Annotated in this window: 15 protein-coding genes; 4 read left to right on the forward strand and 11 right to left on the reverse strand. The window is 65.4% G+C overall.

Annotation, left to right across the window (positions count from 1 at the left end; translation table 11 throughout):
• Nucleotides 1-5: 5 nt before the first annotated feature.
• The 6 genes from FHW83_RS20855 to FHW83_RS20880 are packed head-to-tail and all read right to left on the reverse strand — an operon-like array spanning nt 6 to nt 6,791.
• Complete coding sequence (locus FHW83_RS20855) at nt 6-1,040, reverse strand: FemAB family XrtA/PEP-CTERM system-associated protein (protein WP_176648270.1); 1,035 nt, start codon at nt 1,038-1,040, stop codon at nt 6-8.
• Nucleotides 1,037-1,867 carry an XrtA system polysaccharide deacetylase gene (locus FHW83_RS20860; RefSeq protein WP_176648271.1) on the reverse strand — a complete coding sequence of 277 codons (831 nt, stop codon included), beginning with the start codon at nt 1,865-1,867 and terminating at the stop codon, nt 1,037-1,039. Before FHW83_RS20860 ends, FHW83_RS20855 begins: the two co-directional genes overlap by 4 nt.
• Nucleotides 1,864-3,009, reverse strand: a complete 1,146-nt coding sequence (wecB, locus tag FHW83_RS20865) for a non-hydrolyzing UDP-N-acetylglucosamine 2-epimerase (protein WP_176648272.1) — start codon at nt 3,007-3,009, stop codon at nt 1,864-1,866. Before wecB ends, FHW83_RS20860 begins: the two co-directional genes overlap by 4 nt.
• A 12-nt stretch (nt 3,010-3,021) precedes the next feature.
• A complete protein-coding gene (locus FHW83_RS20870; protein WP_176648273.1) occupies nt 3,022-4,551 on the reverse strand; it encodes a TIGR03016 family PEP-CTERM system-associated outer membrane protein in 1,530 nt (509 codons plus the stop codon).
• A complete protein-coding gene (locus FHW83_RS20875) occupies nt 4,535-5,257 on the reverse strand; it encodes an XrtA-associated tyrosine autokinase (protein WP_308936763.1) in 723 nt (240 codons plus the stop codon). Before FHW83_RS20875 ends, FHW83_RS20870 begins: the two co-directional genes overlap by 17 nt.
• A gap of 10 nt (nt 5,258-5,267) precedes the next feature.
• Nucleotides 5,268-6,791 (reverse strand): XrtA system polysaccharide chain length determinant, encoded by a 1,524-nt coding sequence (locus FHW83_RS20880; RefSeq protein ID WP_176648275.1) that lies wholly within the window; start codon nt 6,789-6,791, stop codon nt 5,268-5,270.
• Between the two features lie 126 nt (nt 6,792-6,917).
• Between FHW83_RS20880 and FHW83_RS20885 the strand changes: the two genes are divergently transcribed.
• On the forward strand, nt 6,918-7,511 hold the full coding sequence (locus FHW83_RS20885; RefSeq protein ID WP_176648276.1) for an XrtA/PEP-CTERM system exopolysaccharide export protein: 594 nt from the start codon (nt 6,918-6,920) through the stop codon (nt 7,509-7,511).
• A gap of 92 nt (nt 7,512-7,603) precedes the next feature.
• Nucleotides 7,604-8,347 carry a long-chain N-acyl amino acid synthase gene (locus FHW83_RS20890; RefSeq protein WP_373997244.1) on the forward strand — a complete coding sequence of 248 codons (744 nt, stop codon included), beginning with the start codon at nt 7,604-7,606 and terminating at the stop codon, nt 8,345-8,347.
• Here FHW83_RS20890 and FHW83_RS20895 read toward each other — a convergent pair.
• From FHW83_RS20895 to prsT, 3 genes are read right to left on the reverse strand one after another with little or no spacing between them, the layout of a single operon-like run.
• Nucleotides 8,331-9,065, reverse strand: coding sequence for a serine protease (locus tag FHW83_RS20895; protein ID WP_176648278.1), 735 nt, complete (start codon nt 9,063-9,065; stop codon nt 8,331-8,333). The two genes, FHW83_RS20890 and FHW83_RS20895, sit on opposite strands and share 17 nt — an antisense overlap.
• Nucleotides 9,062-11,011, reverse strand: coding sequence for a hypothetical protein (locus FHW83_RS20900; RefSeq protein ID WP_176648279.1), 1,950 nt, complete (start codon nt 11,009-11,011; stop codon nt 9,062-9,064). Before FHW83_RS20900 ends, FHW83_RS20895 begins: the two co-directional genes overlap by 4 nt.
• Nucleotides 11,012-11,013: 2 nt before the next feature.
• Nucleotides 11,014-13,560, reverse strand: a complete 2,547-nt coding sequence (gene prsT, locus FHW83_RS20905) for an XrtA/PEP-CTERM system TPR-repeat protein PrsT (protein WP_176648280.1) — start codon at nt 13,558-13,560, stop codon at nt 11,014-11,016.
• A gap of 133 nt (nt 13,561-13,693) precedes the next feature.
• Here prsT and FHW83_RS20910 point away from each other — a divergent pair, with 133 nt between their 5' ends.
• Complete coding sequence (locus FHW83_RS20910) at nt 13,694-14,974, forward strand: nucleotide sugar dehydrogenase (protein WP_176648281.1); 1,281 nt, start codon at nt 13,694-13,696, stop codon at nt 14,972-14,974.
• A complete protein-coding gene (locus FHW83_RS20915) occupies nt 14,974-16,035 on the forward strand; it encodes an SDR family oxidoreductase (protein ID WP_176648282.1) in 1,062 nt (353 codons plus the stop codon). Before FHW83_RS20910 ends, FHW83_RS20915 begins: the two co-directional genes overlap by 1 nt.
• On the opposite strand, the gene FHW83_RS20920 is transcribed toward FHW83_RS20915, so the two are convergent.
• Together FHW83_RS20920 and FHW83_RS20925 are read right to left on the reverse strand one after the other, a co-directional pair.
• Nucleotides 15,992-17,380 carry a SpoVR family protein gene (locus tag FHW83_RS20920; protein WP_176648283.1) on the reverse strand — a complete coding sequence of 463 codons (1,389 nt, stop codon included), beginning with the start codon at nt 17,378-17,380 and terminating at the stop codon, nt 15,992-15,994. The two genes, FHW83_RS20915 and FHW83_RS20920, sit on opposite strands and share 44 nt — an antisense overlap.
• Nucleotides 17,377-18,498: a DUF444 family protein gene (locus FHW83_RS20925; RefSeq protein WP_176648284.1), complete on the reverse strand. Its 1,122-nt coding sequence runs from the start codon at nt 18,496-18,498 to the stop codon at nt 17,377-17,379. Before FHW83_RS20925 ends, FHW83_RS20920 begins: the two co-directional genes overlap by 4 nt.

Consider the following 18,498-nt stretch of genomic DNA (forward strand, 5'->3'; position numbering starts at 1 on the left):
GATGGCTACCCCAGTTGACGCACGATATGCGGGCCGATCAGGTTGGCCAGCGGCAGCGGCAACCTGCGCCAGGCCCTGATCAGCGGTTGGAATTTCGGGTTGAGCGGCTGCACGTCGCGCAGTGTGGCGCCGTTGTACAGCTGGTAGTCGTAGCCCAGCGGTTGCGGTTCGAAACCCCAGTTCTTTTTGAACGCGAACGCGCCGCTGCCGTACTTGCTGCGGCCGAAATCGAACAGCGTGCAGCCGCTGGCGCAGGCTCGGCGCATCACTTCCCAGTACATGAAATCATTGCCGGCCAAAACACGGGCCAGCTCGCCGCCACCGCCGTAGTAAGGCAGGATTTCGCCGCGGAAGCGGAAGCTCAGCACGCCGCAGATCGGCTGCCGCCCGTGCTCGACACACAACACTTCGCAATCGTCGGCAAACACCCGCTGCAGCAGGCTGAAGTAACGCCGGCTGAATACGGGCGTGCCCAACCGATGCACGCTGCGCGCGTAGCAATCGAAGAAACGGCGGGTATCGGCTTCCGCCGTGCCGGCGAGGCCGGCCGCCAGGCCTTTGCGGACCATGGCGCGTTGCTTGCGCGGAATGGCCAGCATGTTTTCTTCCGGATCGGCGCGCAGGGCCTTGCGGAAGGTGGCGTACGTCGGCCGATGCTGCCAGTCCGGGTGGCGGCTGTGGATGTGGCGGTATTCGAGATGGTCCACCCGCAAGCGCGCGGCCAGCCGCTGGGCGGCATGATCGACGGCCTGGGCCGCCTGCTCGTCGTTGGCTGCGATGCCGCCGTACACGCAGAACGGCAGCGAGCGCAGGGTGTTGCCAAACCAGCGGCTTTTGATCTGCGCCAGCGGCAACACGGCCTGGATGTGATCGCCTTCGGCGGCGTACATGAACCAGGTCGGATGGCCGAAGCCTTCCTCGATGACTTGCTGCCAGCCGGCGCGGTGGAAGAAGGTCGCGCTCGGGCAGCGCTGGACGAAATCATCCCAGCGCGCGCGATCCTGTGTGCCCATCAGCCCAACGGTGTAGTGCGGCATCATGCGCGTCCCAAAAAGATGTGATCGATGCGGCCCCAGCGGAAATCGCCCAGCAGCCGGTGGATGCGCGCCTCGGTGCGGCGCAGATTGAGGTAATGGCGCAAACGGGTTTTAAGGCCGATGCCTGCCAGCACGGGTTGATCCGGATCGAGTTCCCAAGGGTGAAAGTAAAATATGCCAGCTTGACCATCACGCGAATTGACGCGGCGCAAAGCCCAGCGCGAGACCGCATAGGGCAGCAGGCGGAAATACCCGCCGCCGCCCGCCGGCAGGTTGCGGCCCAGCAGACGGACGGTGCTGACGGGCAGCTCCAGCAGCCCGGCCGGCCCGGCCGGCCGCCAGGCAAAGCGCGGGGCGTGCGGCATGCCGTAGTGGTCGTGGCGGATCGGGTAGATGCTGGAGCTGTAGCGGTAGCCGGCCTGCTGCAGGCTGTCCAGCGCCCAGAGATTGGCCGCGCCGATCGAGAAACTGGGCGCGCGGTAGCCGAGCACGGCCTGACCGCCCAGCTGCTCCAGCAGGTTCTTGCTGAGTGTGACGTCGTGGTAGAAGTCGGCCGGCGTCTGCTCGCTGGCGCGCTGGTGCAGATAGCCATGGCTGGCCAGCTCATGCCCACCGGCGACGATACCACGCACCAGCGCCGGATAACGTTCGGCGATCCAGCCCAAAGTGAAGAAAGTGGCGTGGACCTGATGGTCGGCCAGCATCCGCAGAATCAGATCGAGATTGCGTTCCACCCGGCACGGCATGCGCGGCCAATCGGCGCGGCTGATGTGCCGGGCGAAGGCGGAGACCTGGAAATAGTCTTCCACGTCGATGCTAAGCGCGTTCATGAGCGGCGCTCGCGGCGGTTTTGCAGCCAGTGGGTGGTGATGCTGGCGACCCGTTCAGCCGCATGCCCGTCCCAGTACTGCGGAATGCGGCCGACCTTGCCGCCGTAGCGCAGGATATCGCGGCACAGGGCCAGGATCACGGCGGGATCACGGCCGGCAATCGCATTGCTGCCTTCGCTGACCGTCACCGGGCGCTCGGTGTTGTCGCGCAGGGTGAGGCAGGGCACGCGCAGGGCCGTGGTTTCCTCCTGCACCCCGCCGGAATCGGTCAGCACCATGCAGGCGCTTTTCATCAGGCCCAGCATGTTCTGATAGGACTGCGGCGGCAGGCAGGCCAGCCGCGGCGCGTCCATCAGCTCGGCCAGGCCGTAATGCTTGAGCATGTTGCGGGTGCGCGGATGCAGCGGGAACAGCACCGGCACATCCTCGCTGAGCTTGACCATCGCCTGCATCAGCGCGCGCAGGCGCTGTGGATCGTCGACATTGGCCGGCCGGTGCAAGGTCAAAAGCGCGTACGGCGCGCCGTCAGCGACAAAGCCCGCCAGGTGCGCCCGCAGCAACACCTGCTCGGCCGATGGCGCGCCGGGCAGCTGGCGCAGCAGGGTGTCGATCATCACATTGCCGACAAAGTGTATGCGGTGCGCGGCCACGCCCTCGCGCAACAGGTTGCTGGTGCCACTGGCCTCGCTGGTGAACAGCAATTCCGACAATTGGTCGGTCAGCACGCGGTTGACTTCCTCCGGCATGCCGCGGTCGAAACTGCGCAGCCCGGCCTCGACGTGCAGCACGGGGATGTCCAGCTTGGCGGCGGTCAGCGCGCAACCGAGGGTGGAATTGACGTCGCCCACCACCAGCACCGCGCTGGGCACGGTCTTTTCCAGCACCGGCTCGAAGCGGCGCATCACCTCGCCGGTCTGCACCGCGTGGCTGGCCGAGCCCACCTCCAGCCGGAAGGCGGGCTGCGCCAGCTCCAGCGCGCTGAAGAACTGGGCGTCCATGTCGGCATCGTAGTGCTGGCCGGTGTGGACCAGGATGGTTTCCACCTGCGTTTCCGGCGGCGCGAACGCGCGCAACAGCGGCGCCATCTTCATCAGGTTGGGGCGGGCGGCGATGACGCACACGATGCGGTAGGGCCGTAGCATGGCTGGCTCCGGTTAAAAAGTGAGATTGACGGCAATGCCGGCGCCGTTCTCGCGATAATTGCCGCCGGCGCTGCTGGTGTGACGGACATGGCGCAGATCGGCGCTGGCGCTTACGCGGCTGGACAGCTGCCGGCTCAGCGTCAGCGTCAGCGCGCTGTTGCGGTCTTCGCGGCCCGTGGTCAGCGACTTGGCGCGGCTGTGGCTGGCGCCCACGGTCAGGTTGCCGCGCGCCGACATGCGCCAGTTCCAGCCCAGCTGGACACTGGTCTGGCGCGTGCGGTCGGTCAGGGTCAGCTGATCCGGGCCGAGCAGCACGCTGTCGATGGCGTTGCTGGTTTGCGCGGTGCGGCCGGTGCTGGCGATGTGCAGGGCCAGCGCGCTGCGCGGCGTGCTGTAGACGCCGGACAAGCGCGCCTGCTTTTGCAGGTAGTAGCGGTGGCTGAAGAAATTGACGTTGCCATCCTTGCCCATCATTTGCGAGATGGCCAGGAAGATCTGGATGGTTTTCAGGCGCAGCTTGGGGTCGGGGATGCGCGTGGCCCACAGTTCGTACAAGAAATCGCTCAGGCCGGTCGGGGGAATGCTGAGGAATTCGCCGTGGGTGGTGGTGATATTTTCGTTGTAATCCAGTGTCCAGAACATGTTGCGCAGCCGGTAGCTGGCGTCCAGGCTGTAGGTCTTGCCGAAGTAGCGGCGGCCGATGCTGGCGGACAGCCTGGTCCGGGGCGACGGTGTCCAGACGCCGCCCAGCGAGCCGAACTTGCCCTGCGGCTGGGCGCTGACCGAGTGGTAATCCTGTTTTTCATAGCCGCCGGTCACGAACGCCGACAAGCCGCTGTTGAAGGGATAGCTGAGTGTCAGCGTGGCATTGCTCATGGTGACCGGCGCCAGCGCGGCATCGTCCATTTCCGTGCGCTGCAGGCTCAGGTCCCAGTTCCAGCCCTGGCCGCCGTTGTCGCCGGTCAGCAACAGGCTGGCGGCGTCGCTGCGCACGTCCAGCATGCGCCCGCTGCCGACGCGCTGATGGTCGTAGCGCAGGGTGGCGGTGGCCAGCCCACGGAAGTAGTGGTGCAGGTAGGGACTGATCGCCGTGCTGTGAACGGTGCCGCTGTTGCCGGTGTGCTGGAGCGGATCCGTCAATTGCGGCCCGAACGCCGACACGTTGCGCTGGCTGATGCCGCTCCGAGCGTCGAGAAACAGCCAGTCCGGCAGAATTTCTGCATGGCCGCTGGCGTCCAGTTGCTGGGCGGTGCGCTCCGGCTGGCGCGTGTAGACAACTTTCTGCAGGGTGTAGGACAGCGCCAGTTGCAGCCGCGGCCCGTCGGTGCTCACTTGCACGCCGGGCGAGAATTCACCGGTGATCTGGCTGCGCGCCCGGTCCGCCGGCGCCAGGTTCATATTGTCGCTGTAGCTGCTGCGCATGCGCACGGAGGGCGTGACGGTCCAATCGGCGGGGACGGCGACCGCCGGCAGCGTCAACAACACCAGCATGGGCAGACCGCGGGAAGCGCCGCGCGGGCTCAGGCTAATCATAATAACCATAGTATTCTGTGCCGGGAAAAGCCGAGCTCTTGTTGTAGATCAGGTTGATGTGCGGGCAGCGCTCGATGTGGCGCAGCGCCTCCTTGACCGCGTGCTGACTGGTGCGCTCGGACTCCACCACCATCAGCACCTGCCCCATCTGCCCGGCCAGCACGCTGGCCTCGGTGGTCATCAGCAGTGGCGGCGAATCGAAGATGACGATGCGGTCGGCGTAGCGCTCGGCGATCTCGGTCAACAGCAGGCTCATGTTGCGGCTGGCAAGCAATTCGGTCGCATGCTTGTTGGCGCGGCCGGCCGGCAGAATACTCAGCGTTGGCACGTTGGTGCGCAGGATCACGTCGGCCAGGCTGGTCTTGTCGCGCAGCAGGATGTCCATCAGGCCCGGCTCGGGCTGCAGGCCCAGCACCTTGAGCACGGATGGCCGCGCCACGTCGGCATCCACCAGCAGCACCGTGATGTCCATCTCCATGGCGATGCTCATGGCCAGGTTGACGGCGCAGTAAGTCTTACCCTCGCCGGGCATGGCGCTGGTGACCACGATCAGATTGCCGTGGCGGAGCGGTTGAACGTCATGGTCGCCGCGCGCGTTGCGCAGCAGCGGCCGCTTGATGATGCGGAAATCCTCGGCCACGGCCGTCCGCCCGCCGTCTTGCGTCACCATGCCCAGCTGGTGCAGGCGGGCCAGATTGATCTCGACTTGACGCATGCCCATCCCCCTAGTAACGCAAGAAGTTGGCGGCCAGCACGGCGCCGTAGGCCAGGAACAGGCCAGACAGCGCGGCGCCAAACAGATACTTGCCGCGCCGGCGCTTGCGTTTCTCGCTGTCGGTCCAGTTCATGGACACCGTGCCCAGCACATTGAAACCGGTGCGGTCGCGCAACTCGGCCGGACTGAGAAAGGTCGGACGCACCTGGCTGATCAGCAAGGCCGCCGCCACCCCCATCAGCAAGGCGGCGCCCAGCGTGACGGTGTACAGCAGCACCCGGTTGGGACCGATCGGCATGTAGGGGACGGTGGGGGGATCGATGATCTTGAAGGTCATCATGTCGGTGGTGGAGCTGAGGTCGCCGGACAGCTTGGCCGCCTCGCGCCGGCCGATCAGCTTCTCGTAGTTGTCCTTGTTGACCTGGTAATCGCGGTTGAGCTGGGCCAGCTCGGTTTCCACCTCCGGCACGGCATTGGCCTGCGCCAGCAGGCGCTGGTGGCGCAGCGTGAATTCCTGCACCCGGGCCTGGATGGCGGCCACGCGCGCCTCGGCCTCGGTCTGCGCCACCTTGAGCTGCTGCAACATGGGGCTGTAGTTCCTGCCCGGGTCGCTGCTCTGCTTGAGCTTGCTTTCCTCGACCTTGCGCGCCTCCAGCTGGGCCACCAGGCGCTTGGCGGCGATGATGTCCGGATGCAGCTCGGTGTACTGCATGCGCAGCGCGTCCAGGCTCTTGTTCAGGGCCGAGATGCGGCCGTCCAGCTCCGGATTGTCGATGCTGGCCGGGTTCAGGTCGGCTCCAAGGATGGGCTCGTCTCCGGTGATCTGGTTGCTGATGGCCTTGCGCGCCTGCTCGGCCTCGGCCAGCTCCAGCCGCGCGGCGTTCAGGGCGTCCGACGATTGCATCAACTGGCTGCTGTAATCGACGCCCTGGCGCGGCAGCAGGCCGTTGTTTTTGAGCCGGAATTCCTTGACGCTGTTTTCGGCGGCGGTGAGCTTGTCCTCGTAGACCTTGATCTGGTCGTCGATGAACTGCACGGCCTTGCGGGTTTCGCCGCTCTTTCCCTTGAAACTGCTTTCGACGAAAATCGTCAGCAGCGATTGCACCACTTCGCGCACCATGCGCGGGTTGCGGTGGTTGTAGGTGATGGTGTAGATATCGTTGCCGCCGCTGCTGATGCGGATCTTGCTCATCAATTCCTCCAGCTGCTGCTGTTGCTCGCGCGCGGTGCGGGCATTGATGTCCAGGTCCACCATGCGCAGCACGCGCTCGACATTCGGACGGCTGAGCAAGGTGCGGCTCATGATGGCGACTTGCTGTTCGATATTCGGCACGCTGGTCATGCCGGCCAACAAGGGCTTGAGGATGCTTTGCGTATCGACGAACACGCGCGCGCTGGTCTGGTAGTCGTCCGGCAACAGCGTGACCTTGACCCAGCCGGCGATCGCCACCAGCCAGGCGACGGAAATGGCGTACCACCGGTATTTCCAGATGCCCTTGAGACTGGATATCAGCTGGCTAATTAACTCCTCCATGTTCCAGTTCTCCTTGACGCGGCCGCAGGGAATTCCGATTATATTTTTCTCAACTGGGCAGTCGTTGAGGCATATCAAGCAGAGGCCGGCGGGATTTCTCAATCATTGCAGCGAGGAGGATTCATCATGCGTGCTTTGATTTGTTTGTCCCTGGCGCTGCTGGCCGGCTGCGCCCACCGGGTCTCGCTGGACGAGCCCGCCGCCACGCCGCTGCAGGGCGATTACCAGATCGGTGCCGGCGACACCGTCAACATCAACGTCTGGCGCAACCCCGAAGTCTCGCTCAGCGTGCCGGTGCGGCCGGATGGCAAGATCACCACGCCGCTGGTGGAGGATCTGCAGGCGGCCGGCAAAACCTCCACCGAGCTGGCGCGCGACATCGAGAAGGCGCTCAGCAAATACATCCAGCAACCGATGGTGACGGTGATCGTCACCAGCTTCGTCGGGCCGTACAGCCAGCAAATCCGCGTGATCGGCCAGGCGGCGCGGCCGCAGGCGCTGCCGTACCGGCAGGGCATGTCCCTGATGGATGTGCTGATCGCGGTAGGCGGCATCACCGATTTCGCGGCCGGCAACAAGGCCAACATCATCCGCGTGGTGGACGGCAAGCGGCAGACGGTGCCGGTGCGCCTGCGGGACTTGCTGCGCGACGGCGATATTTCCGCCAACGTCGCGGTACTTCCGGGCGATATCCTGGTGATACCGGAAGGATGGTTCTAGCTAGCCTCGGCGAAAATTTTTTCAAATTTACGGGAACTTTCTAGCTGAGCGGGATGTCTGAAGGCTATGAACCACGACACAGGAAGCCAACCGTGCAACATGACGACGCTATCGTTTCTTTTGAGGTCAGCAATGAATTACGCGACCTCGTGGTCGGCGAAGGCAAGGCCGAAGCCGCATTGGATCATCCCTTGGACCAGCAAATCTTCCACATTCGCATGGCCAACTCGCAGGGCCGCCGCGAAGCAGCCAGCCTGCTGCTGAAAAAAATGTACGGCTGGCGCGGCTACGCGGTGGATCCCAGCGTGATCCACTCGCCCAACAAAATCACCCTGTTTGCCGAAACCGGCGGCGAAACCGTCGGCACCATGTCGCTGTGCCTCGACAACGATGAAATCGGCCTGCCGGCCGACGAGAACTTCCGCGACAAGCTCGACGAACTGCGCGGGCAGCACCGCCGGCTGTGCGAGCCATCCCGGCTGGCGATCGACAAGGGTGTGTCCAAGCGCGTGTTCGCGGCGCTGATCCATATTTCCTATATTTACGCCCACAACATCCACGGCTACACCGATTACGTGATCGAGGTGAACCCGCGCCATGTGATGTTCTACAAGCGCATGCTCGGTTTCCGCGACTTCGGCGGCGAACGCGAGTGCTCGCGCGTGGGGGCGCCGGCGGTGCTGCTCAGGCTGGAGCTGGACTATATGGGCGAACAGATCCGCAAATTCGGCGGTCTGATGGAGCAGCACGGCACAGAGCGCTCGTTCTATCCGTATTTTTTCCCGACGTGGGATGAGCCGGGTATCACCGGCCGTCTGATCACGGGGCAGACTTGAGATAATTGACGGGGACGGCATAGGTGATGCCGCTGGGGGCGCTGATGGCGGATTCCTTCACGCCCTTGACGAACACCATGTTGACCACGCCGACCACTTCGCCGGTGGCCGGATCGAACAAGGGGCTGCCGCTGCTGCCGGGGTAGGCCGTGCCGTCCAGCTGAAACACGGCGTACACCGGTTTTTGCAGCTGGCGCGCGGTTTTGGCGTCCAACTGACGCGCCGTGATGGCCGGGGTGGCCAGTGGCGTGATGGCCGACACGATGCAGCGGTGCGTCACGTGATGCAGCCCCAGCACCATGCCCAGCGGGAAGCCGGTGAACGCCAGCGCCTTGCCCTCACGGACCTTGCTGGAGTCGCCGAGTTTTAGCGCGGGCAAGGCGGCGCCCTTGATGCGCAGGCGCGCCAGGTCATGCTCCTTGTCGAGCGCGCTAAGCGTGGCGGCGCGGAATTGGGCGGTGTCGCCAGCGCGGACCAGGATGCCCAGCGTGGCGCCCTGGCCGCTGTTGACCAGGTCATTCACCACATGGGCGGCGGTAATCACGGTCAGGCCGTCGCCGATGATGAAACCGGTGCCGATGAAGCTGACCGCCGGCCCGCGCGCCTGTTGCAGGCTGCCGATGCCGACCACCGAGGGCTTGATATCGTCAATCACCTGAACCAGATCCTCGGCGCGCGCGCCGCCGAACAGGATGAGCAGGCTGAACAGAATTTTCATGGCGGTGACTCCTTTGCTTGCAAGGCCGCCGCGCTCAGCAGCAGCATGGATAACAAGGTGATGCGCGGCACGTCGAGCAGGCTGTCGAACAGCCCAACCACCTGAAAAGCCAGCAGCGCGGCCAGCCAGACGGCATCGCGGCGCCGCAGCAGCACGCAAACCGCGCTGAACAGCAGCAGTCCATAAGCGGACAATCCGAGCCAGCCCATCTCGAAGTAAATATTCAGGAACAGGTTCTTGATGTGCCAGGGCAGATGGTTGCGGTCGCTGCTGAAGAACCAGTAGTTATTGGCATCGGAAAAGCCGCCGTTGCGCAGCAGTTCGTGATCGTCCGGCACCGTGCGCAGGCTGATATTGTCGATGTCGAGCACGGCCCGCCGGCCTTCAACCGCCATTTCCAGCTTGACCGGCAGGCCGTCGCCGCCCAGCGGTCCGGCGTCGAGCGGATAAAAGTACCGTTGCCACGTCACTCCGGTGGGTATCTGCCGGAGCGGCGTGGCGGCGCAGTTCTGCGGATACAGCAGTTGGCGCTGGCAGAGGTTGATATGCAGGAAGGCGGGAGGGCCGCTGTTCCACACATCCACGGCCAGCAAATACCGCTGCCGGGGCTGCACGGAAACGCTTTGCAGCATGCGCAGCAGCTCGCCATAGCCGGCCGCATAGTGGCCAGCCACCAGTCGCAGGTGGCGGTTGCCGCCGTGATCGATGAACTGGTAGCGCGGCGGTTGGTCGCCGCGCGGATTATTCCAGTGGTAAGCCGCCGGGAAGCTGCCCAGCCCCATGCCAAACAGGCCGGAACCGGGCCGCATCATCGCCAGGCTATTTTGCCAATGCCGTACGCGCGTGCTCCAGTCGTCACCGACGCTGGCGAAGCGCACGTTCAGATAATAGCCGTGGTAGATCGGCACCATGGCGCCGAGCAGAACCAGGCTGGCCAGCATGAGAGGCAGGCGCCGGCGCGATACGAGGATGGCCGCCACCAGCAGGCCCAGCAACGGCAGATAGGCGCGATAGCCGCCGGCACGAAACGCGGCGTCGAGCAACAACACCAGCAAGCCCGCGCCCGCCAGCGCGGGAAATGCGGCCGCGCGGGCCGCATGCCGGAGCAGGAGGGAGGTGGCGATGATCCCGAGAGCGGCCGCCAGCGCAAGATACAGACCGCGCGAGAAAGTGGCAAGGGCCGCGTACCAGGCCAGCGGCAGCAAGGCCAGGGCGGCCAGCTGGCGTAAAGGGGCGTTGCGGGCCAGCAGCCATGCCGCCAACAGGGGCAGGCTGAGGGCCAGATAACCGTCCAGCGCGGCGCCGCCGGTATGCATGCCGGAGAACGGCGCGGTGATGCGGTAATCGCTGGAAAAATTCAGCAGGCCGGTGAATTGCCAGCGTTCGCGTAGCGCGGCAAGGCTGACCAACAGCAGCCCCAGCATCATGCCCGGCAGGAGCGCCTCAGGCTTGCCGCCGGTGGCGTGCCGCAACGGCGGCAGCAACACCATCGCCCAGATCCACGCCTTGCCAACCCGCAGCGCGTTGGCCGGGCTCAGGTAATTGTTGAACGTATTGGCATCGATGGGCGGTAACGGCTGCAGGCCACGCCACAGGCCTATCGCCAGCGCCACGCCGAGCAGCAGCAGGCCCAGCCTGAATAGCCAGGGCCAGCGCGCGGAACCTGCCGGAGCGGGCGGCAACCTCCAATAGGCGAAGCCTGCGGTGAGCAGGAGCAGCAGGTCGATTTCCTCCAGCACAAACCAGCCTGTGCGGGGCGCCAGATCGAGCACCGGCAGCAACGCGGGCAGGAGCGGCAGCCATAGTTGCGTGCGCCACCACAGCAGGCCGGCATACGCCACGAGTATCGGGGGCAGCCAGGTGCCGGCCATCGGATACGCGCCAGCGGCCAAGCCGAACAGGCAGAAGCAGGCCAGCGCCACCAGTCGCGTACCGATGTGCCGCACAGCTACAGGCCCAGCAGACTCTTGACCGCGTCGCGGCGGTCGAAATCCTTGAGTGCGAGCAAGGGTTCCAGCTGCTCCCGCGCGCCGCGCTTGTCGCCGGACTTGGCCAGGGCAACCCCGTAGTGATAGCGGATCTCCGTACTTGCCGGGGCCAGCGCCAGGGCTTGCTTCAGCAAGGGCAGGGCGCGCTCCATCTTGCCTTGCTCCAGCAGCAGCCAGCCCAGCGTATCGCCCACGGCCGGATTGTCCGGCGCCTGCTTGTACGCTTGCTCGGCATACGGCAATGCGCGAGGATCATGTTGTTGCTGGTACAGCCAAGCCAGATTGTTCAAGGCGATGAACTGGCCGGGAACTTGCCGCAGCACCTCTTCAAACTGGGCGATACTGGCCGCGTACTCCTTCAACGTCAGCAGGCTGCTGGCGTAAAACAGGCGGGAGGCATGGTCGCTCGCGTGCTCGCCCAGCCATTTCTGCATGCGCGAGCGCGCGTCACCGGTCTTGCCGGCCTGGATCAACGCACTGTAGAGCGCTTGCACCGTCTGTGGCGTCGGCCGCGCCTCGAACGCTTTTTGATACAGCCCGACAGCCTTGCTCAGCGCCTGGGTTGCTCCCTCGCGGTCATTCACGGCGGCGCGCGCGGCGGCCAGCCGCAATTGGACGTCCGGCGATTCCGGCTGCAAGGTCGCCAGCTTGTTCCAGCTGTCCAGCGCCGTATCGGCCTGCCCGCCGCGGGTTTGCAGCGACGCCACCAATGCCACCAACTGCGTGTTGGCCGGATTCGACGCCAACAGTTTCTGCCCGAGCGTGAGGGCTTTCTGCGCTTCGTTGTAGCGGGCGTAAAAGTGTGCCAGCCGCAGCGATGGCTCCAGCGCGTCCGGCTTGGCCTGCGCGGCCCGTTCGAACCAGCCGCGCGCGACCGCCACCTGGCCCTGCGCCAGAGTCAGGTTGGCAAGCGCGGTCATGATGTCGATGTTGTTTTTATCCTTGGCGAGGGCGGCTTCGAGGCGCTTGCGCGCCTGCTCGGGTTTCTTGTCTTTGGTGTCCATGATGGTCAGGTTGTCGAGGGCTGGAAGGAAGAGGGGATCGAGCTGGAGCGCGCGCTCAAAGCTGGCGCGCGCCCCGGACAGGTTGTGCTGCACCATCTGCACGCCGCCCTTCAGGTTGTGCACCATGGGGTTGTCCGGGAATTGCGCCTCCATGCGCTGCGCGGCCGCCAGCGCCTTGTCGTATTGCTTGTTGCGCAGATGGCTCAGCACCAGCAGGGTAGCCACGCGCGACGACTTGGCATCGAGACTGGCGGCCTGTTCCAGTTCGGAGACGGCGCGATCGTTGTCGCCCAGGCCGAGATGGCTCATCGCCAGCGCGGCGCGCAGCATCGGCGCCTGCGGCGCGAGTTTGCTGGCACGTTCGAAGTAGTCGGTGGACTTGGTGTATTGCCGCAGCCGCAAGTAGAGCTCGCCCGCCAGCGACATCATCTCCAGGTCCTGCTGCTGGCTGGCCAATAACGGTTCGACGATGGCCAGCGCCTGCTCCGGCGCTCCGGTATTGAGCAAGGTGGACGCCAGCAGCTTGCTGGCATAAGGATGGCCGGGATTCGCTTCCAGAAACTTGCGCAGGTGCTGTTCGGCCTGGGTGTAGGCGCCCTTGTTGCGCAACACCGCTCCCATCAACAGATTGCTGGGCAGATGCTCGGGCGCCACGCGCAACACCATGGCCAAGTGATCCTGGGCGGCTGTCATCTTGTTTTCCTTGAATTCCAGCAGCGCTTGCGTGTAGATCAGCAGCAGGCTGTTGGGCGAGGCCTGGCGGGCGGCGCTGAGTTCCTTGCGCGCCTCGTCCAGCTTGCCAGACTGGAGGTGCAGATTAGCCAGGTCCACATGGGCCTGCACCTGCGCCGGCCTCAGTGTCAGGATCTTCTCGTAGGCGGCCTGCGCCTCGGCATTCTGGTCGAGCAGACGCAGTATGTCCCCCAGCGAGCGCAGCGCGTCGACGTTGTCGGCCTGCTGCGTCAGCGCCTGCCGCACCAGCGCCAACGCATCCTGCTTGCGGTTTTCCAGCAGCGCCACCCGCGCCTGCCCGAGCAGGGCGGGCGGATTGCCGGGATGACGCAGCGTGATCGACGCGAACACGTCGCGGCCCTCCGCCACGCGATTCAAGCCCAACAGCGCATGACCGCGCAGCGCCAGCAGGGCGGGCTGCTGTTCGTCGGCCGGCACGTCGTCCAGCAGCCGCTGATACTGGCCTTGCAGCAGCAGGGCCTTGCCCAGCAGCGGCAGCACATCGCCGGGATTGATCTTCAGTTCCAGCGCGCGGCGAAATTCCTTCTCGGCCGACTGCACGTCTCCGGTGTCGAGGTACAACTGGCCCAGCATCAGCCGCGCCTGGCCATGCGACGGTGATTGCTGCAGCACGTTCTTTAGCTGGATGACGGCGGACTTCGATTCGCCGCGCGCCGCGTATTTGCGGGCCTCGGCCATCAAATCGGCCTCGTTGTGAAGGCGGCCGCAACCGGCCAGGAACAACAGCAACAACACGCGCGGCAACGCCATGGCGATCTCCTCAAAAGCCCTAGAGTAGAAACGATCGGCGCGGCACTCGTTGATCGACCGCAAACGGCAGAGCAAAAGCCGCTCGTAGAATCGGCTGACGCGGGTATTCAACACTCTCTCAAAAGGTGCTCATATGGAAGTTGTCGCCGTGGTTGGACTTGGATACGTGGGTTTGTCCCTGGCGGTCGCCTTTGGCGCGCGGCGGCGGACCATTGGGGTCGACCTGTCGGCGCGCAAGGTGGCCAGCTACCGCCGCGGCATCGATCCCGGCGGCGAGGTCTGCGCCGCGCAGTTCGCCGAGGCGCGCTGGCTGGAAATGGGCTGCGACCCGGTCGCGCTGGCCGAGGCCGACTACATCGTGGTGGCCGTGCCCACCCCGGTGGACGATGCGCACAAGCCGGACTTTGGCGCGCTGGTCAGCGCCAGCCAGTCGGTCGGGCGCCACATGAAGGCCGGCGCGGTGGTGATTTACGAGTCCACGGTCTATCCCGGCGCGACCGAGGAAATCTGCATTCCCATCCTGGAGCAATGCTCGGGCCTCCAGTGGCAGCGCGACTTCCACGTCGGCTTCTCGCCCGAGCGCATCAATCCCGGCGACACCGAACACCGGCTGGCGACCATCCGCAAGGTGGTCTCCGGCGACGACGCGGTGACGCTCGAGCGTGTGGCGGCGCTGTACGAGGGCGTGGTGGACGCCGGCGTGCACCGCGCCTCCAGCATCAAGGTGGCCGAGGCCGCCAAAGTCATCGAAAACACCCAGCGCGACCTGAACATCGCGCTGATGAACGAGCTGGCCATCATCTTCGACCGCATGGACATCGACACGCTGGAAGTGCTGCAGGCGGCCGGCACCAAGTGGAATTTCCTGCCGTTCCGGCCGGGGCTGGTGGGCGGACACTGCATCGGCGTCGATCCGTATTACCTGACCCACAAGGCGGTGATGCTGGGCTACCATCCGGACGTGATCCTGGCCGGGCGCCGCATCAATGACAGCATGGCCAAGTTCGTGGCCGAGAAAACCGTCAAGGAAATGGTGCGGGCCGGCTTCAAGCTCAAGGGATGCCGCGTCAACGTGCTGGGCCTGACCTTCAAGGAAAACTGTCCGGACCTGCGCAATTCCAAGGTGGCCGACCTGATCCGCGAGCTGGAATCGTACGGCCTGCAAGTCCACGTCCACGACCCGGTGGCGGACGCCGACGAGGCGTTGCGCGAGTACGGCGTGCGGCTGGAGGCGTGGGAAGATTTGCCCTGCGCCGAAGCCCTGATCAGCGCCGTCGCGCATCACGAGCTGGCGACGCGCCCCTTGCGGCAAATGCTGGACAAGATCGCCCCCAGCGGCTGCTTTATCGATCTGAAATCCCAGTTCGATCCCGGCACCTTGCGCAGCAGCGGCCTCAGCGTCTGGAGGCTGTGATGGGCGATTACGAAAACGGCACGCCAGCCACCAGCGTCTATCAACTGGTGCGCGAGCAACTGGAATATGAGCAATACCGCTGGGTCATCACCGGGGTGGCGGGTTTCATCGGCTCCAACCTGCTGCAGGCGCTGCTGGAACTGGGGCAGCGCGTGGCCGGCGTCGATAACTTTCTCACCGGCCACCGCCACAACCTCGATCAGGTGCGCGAGCTGGTCGGCGCCGACGCCTGGCGCAACTTCGAGCTGATCGAGGGCGACATCCGCGACCTTTCCGTGTGCCGCGCGGCCTGCGACCGGGCCGACTACGTGCTGCATCAGGCGGCGCTCGGCTCGGTCAGCCGCTCCATGGCGGAGCCCTTGCTGTGCAACGACATCAACGTGGGCGGCCAGTTGAACGTGCTGGACGCGGCGCGGCTGGCCGGCGCGCGGCGCGTGGTGTACGCGGCCTCCAGCGCCAGCTACGGCGACCATCCGGGCTTGCCCAAGCAGGAACAGCACATCGGCCAGGCGCTGTCGCCGTACGCGCTCACCAAGCACGTGAACGAGCTCTACGCCGGCGTGTACGCCCGTTGCTACGGGCTGGAAACCATCGGCCTGCGCTATTTCAATGTGTTCGGGCCGCGCCAGGACCCGGCCGGCGCGTACGCGGCCGTGATTCCGCTGTGGATCGCCGCCATGATAGGCGGGCGTCAGCTGGTCATCAACGGCGACGGCGAAAGCAGCCGCGATTTTTGCTACGTGGCCAACGTGGTGCAGGCCAACCTGCTGGCCGCGCTGACCGACAAGCGCGCGGCGGTCAACCAGGTCTACAACGTGGCGGTCAACGCCCGCACCAGCCTCAACGAGCTATTCCTGCTGCTGCACGAAATGCTGGCCGAGCGGCATCCGCACCTGCACGACTTCCAGCCGGCCTACGGGCCATTCCGCGCCGGCGACGTGCGCCATTCGCAGGCCGATATTTCCAAGGCCGTCAAGCTGCTGGGCTACGCGCCCACCCACGATTTGCGGCGCGGCCTCAGGCAGGCCTTACGCTGGTATGAACAACATCTTGCCGCGTGACGTGCATGGTGCGCGCCACGCCGCGAAAATCGACCGTGTGCAGCGTGACCGGGCGGCGCCACACACGCGCCACGTATTGCATCACTTGCTCCGCCTGCGCCAGGTCCAGCCCGCGGCCGTCGCGGCTGTGATCGTGGCGCAGCACCAGGCTGAAGTCGTCGTTCATGCGCTCCACGGCGATGCACGGCGCGCCGTAGTTGTACTTGGCGCCAAGAATGGCTTCGCGCACCGCGTGCAGATCGCGGCTGACGACGCGGGTGTCGCCGTCGGCGCGGGCCTGGTAGCTGAACAGGTCCAGCTTTTCCGCCAGTTTGGCGTGCAGATAATTGCGGATGAAGCCGAAATCGTCCTCCTCGGCGCAGATGCGGCGCGCGGCATCCAGCCCCTCGCGATCGATGATGTCCTCCCAGATCGCGAACCCGAGGTGGTAGGGGTTGATGTTCAAGGCCAGCCGCTGCTCGTTGCCATACGGGCGCACCACGTCCGAGTGCGCGCGCAGCGCCTGCAGATATAGTTCCTGGGACAGGAAGTCGGCCTCGCGCAGCAGGCGCGCGTGCCAGTACGAGGCCCAGCCTTCGTTCATGATCTGGCAGGCGTGGACCGGATAGAAGTAAAACGCCTCCTCGCGCACGGCCAGGAAAATGTCGCGCTCCCAATCCTTCAGATCCGGCGCGTAATGCGCGATAAACCAAAGCAAGTCCGTCTCGGGGTGGGGCGGCAGTTGGCGGTGGACGACCGAGGCCGGCGGTGGCGAGGTTTCACCCGGCAGTCGCTGGTAGCGCTCGCGGAACGGCGGCGGTTCTGGCGGGGCCGCAGGCTCGCCGGGCTCGGGGTAGGGCGGCCGGTACAAGAGCTGATGAATGTCGATATGCGGTTCCAGCGCCAGCGCCGCGTCCAGCACGGTTTCGACCGCGCGCTGGCCGTGGCGCAGCACCGCGTCCTCCAACGCATGGGCGCGCGCGGCGCTTTGCTCGAGGATGTGGCCGCCAGCCATGCTCATGAAGCGCGAAAACAGCCCGTTGCGCTTGACGAAGTCGGCGTGACCGATCACATGCGCCGTCACCAGCGCGTTTTCGGCCAGGGAATTGGTGTCCATCATGTAGGCCCGGCACGGGTCGCCGGGGAACATCACCTCGAAGATGCGCGAGTGGCCCATGTGCTGATGCAGCAGCTGGTGAATGTAGCGCAGGCCGAACGACCAATGGTTCATGCGCACCGGCACGCCGTAGACGGCAATTTCCAGCATGAAGTTTTGCGGCACCAGTTCAAAATCAACGGGATAGTAGTCCAGCCCCAGCTCGCGGGCCAGCCGTTGCAGCCGGGTGTTGCAGTCGTCCAGGGTCATGATGGCGCCTGCCGGATCAGGAATTGGCGCAGCGCCGTGAATACGTCGTCGCCGTCGGACAGCGTGGCGCTGGACATGGGCAAGCCCTGGCGCTCCCGTTCGGTCCACAGGCGCTGCATTTCGCTATCCTGCATGCGCGGCATGCCGGGCAGGGTTTCCACGTAGGCGAGGTAGTTCATTTCCTTGCCCAGCTCGCCCAGCACCAGACTGGCGGCCGCGCGGTCCTCGGAAAAATTGTCGCCGTCCGAGGCGTAGAACAGGTAGCTGTTCCACAAGGCGGGGTCGTAGCGCTGCCGTACCAGTTCCTGCGCCAGCCGGAAGCCGGTCGAGGCCATGGTCCCGCCCAGCCCGCTGGCCTCGAAAAAATCGCTCTCGTTGAATTCCCAGGCACGCCCCGCATGGGCCAGGAAACGGGTCTCGATACGCTGGTATTTGCGGCGCAGCCCTTGCAAGGCAAGAAAGAAGAAAGTCTTGGCCAGGCGCCGCTCGGCCACCGTCATGCTGCACGACACGTCCAGCATGAAGAACAGCACGGCGCTGCTGCTGGGTCTGGGCTGCGCCACCAGCTGGCGAAAGCGCAAGTCGTCATTGGTGAAGGCCGGCGGCCCGGCTTGCACGGCGCGTCGCTTGACGGCTTCCTTCACGGTCCGCCGGCGATCCAGTCTGGAGCGCGCGCCGCGCTTGTCCCAGCCGGCGCGCACCAGCTCGTTGTCGTCCAGCGCGGCCTTGCCGCGCGCCTCCAGTTGCGGCAGCTGGAACTCCTCCCACAGCCAGTCGACGATTTCGTCGATGGAAAACTCCATCAGCACGGTCACCGCGCCGCCTTCGCCGCCGACGCCATTGTCATCGTCGTCAAAATAGGGCGAGCGCAGGATGTCGCCCGGTTGTCCCGGCCCCTGGCCCGCCCCCGTCGTGCTGTGCTCGCCCGACAGGCGGAAGCGCGCGTGCTCCAGCAGCTTGAGCGGCACCTGCACGCCGCGCGGCGGCGGCCCGGTCATCAGGTCGGGCGCCGACAGGGCCTCGGGCAGGTGTTCACGCACCGCCTCGCGCACCTTGTCGTTGTGCCGCAGCCAATCGCGGGCGCCGCGGGAGAACAGGTCGTACCAATCGTTGCGCAT

Origin of the sequence: Duganella sp. SG902, from assembly GCF_013376005.1 — a bacterium.
Taxonomy (GTDB): Bacteria; Pseudomonadota; Gammaproteobacteria; order Burkholderiales; family Burkholderiaceae_D; genus Rugamonas.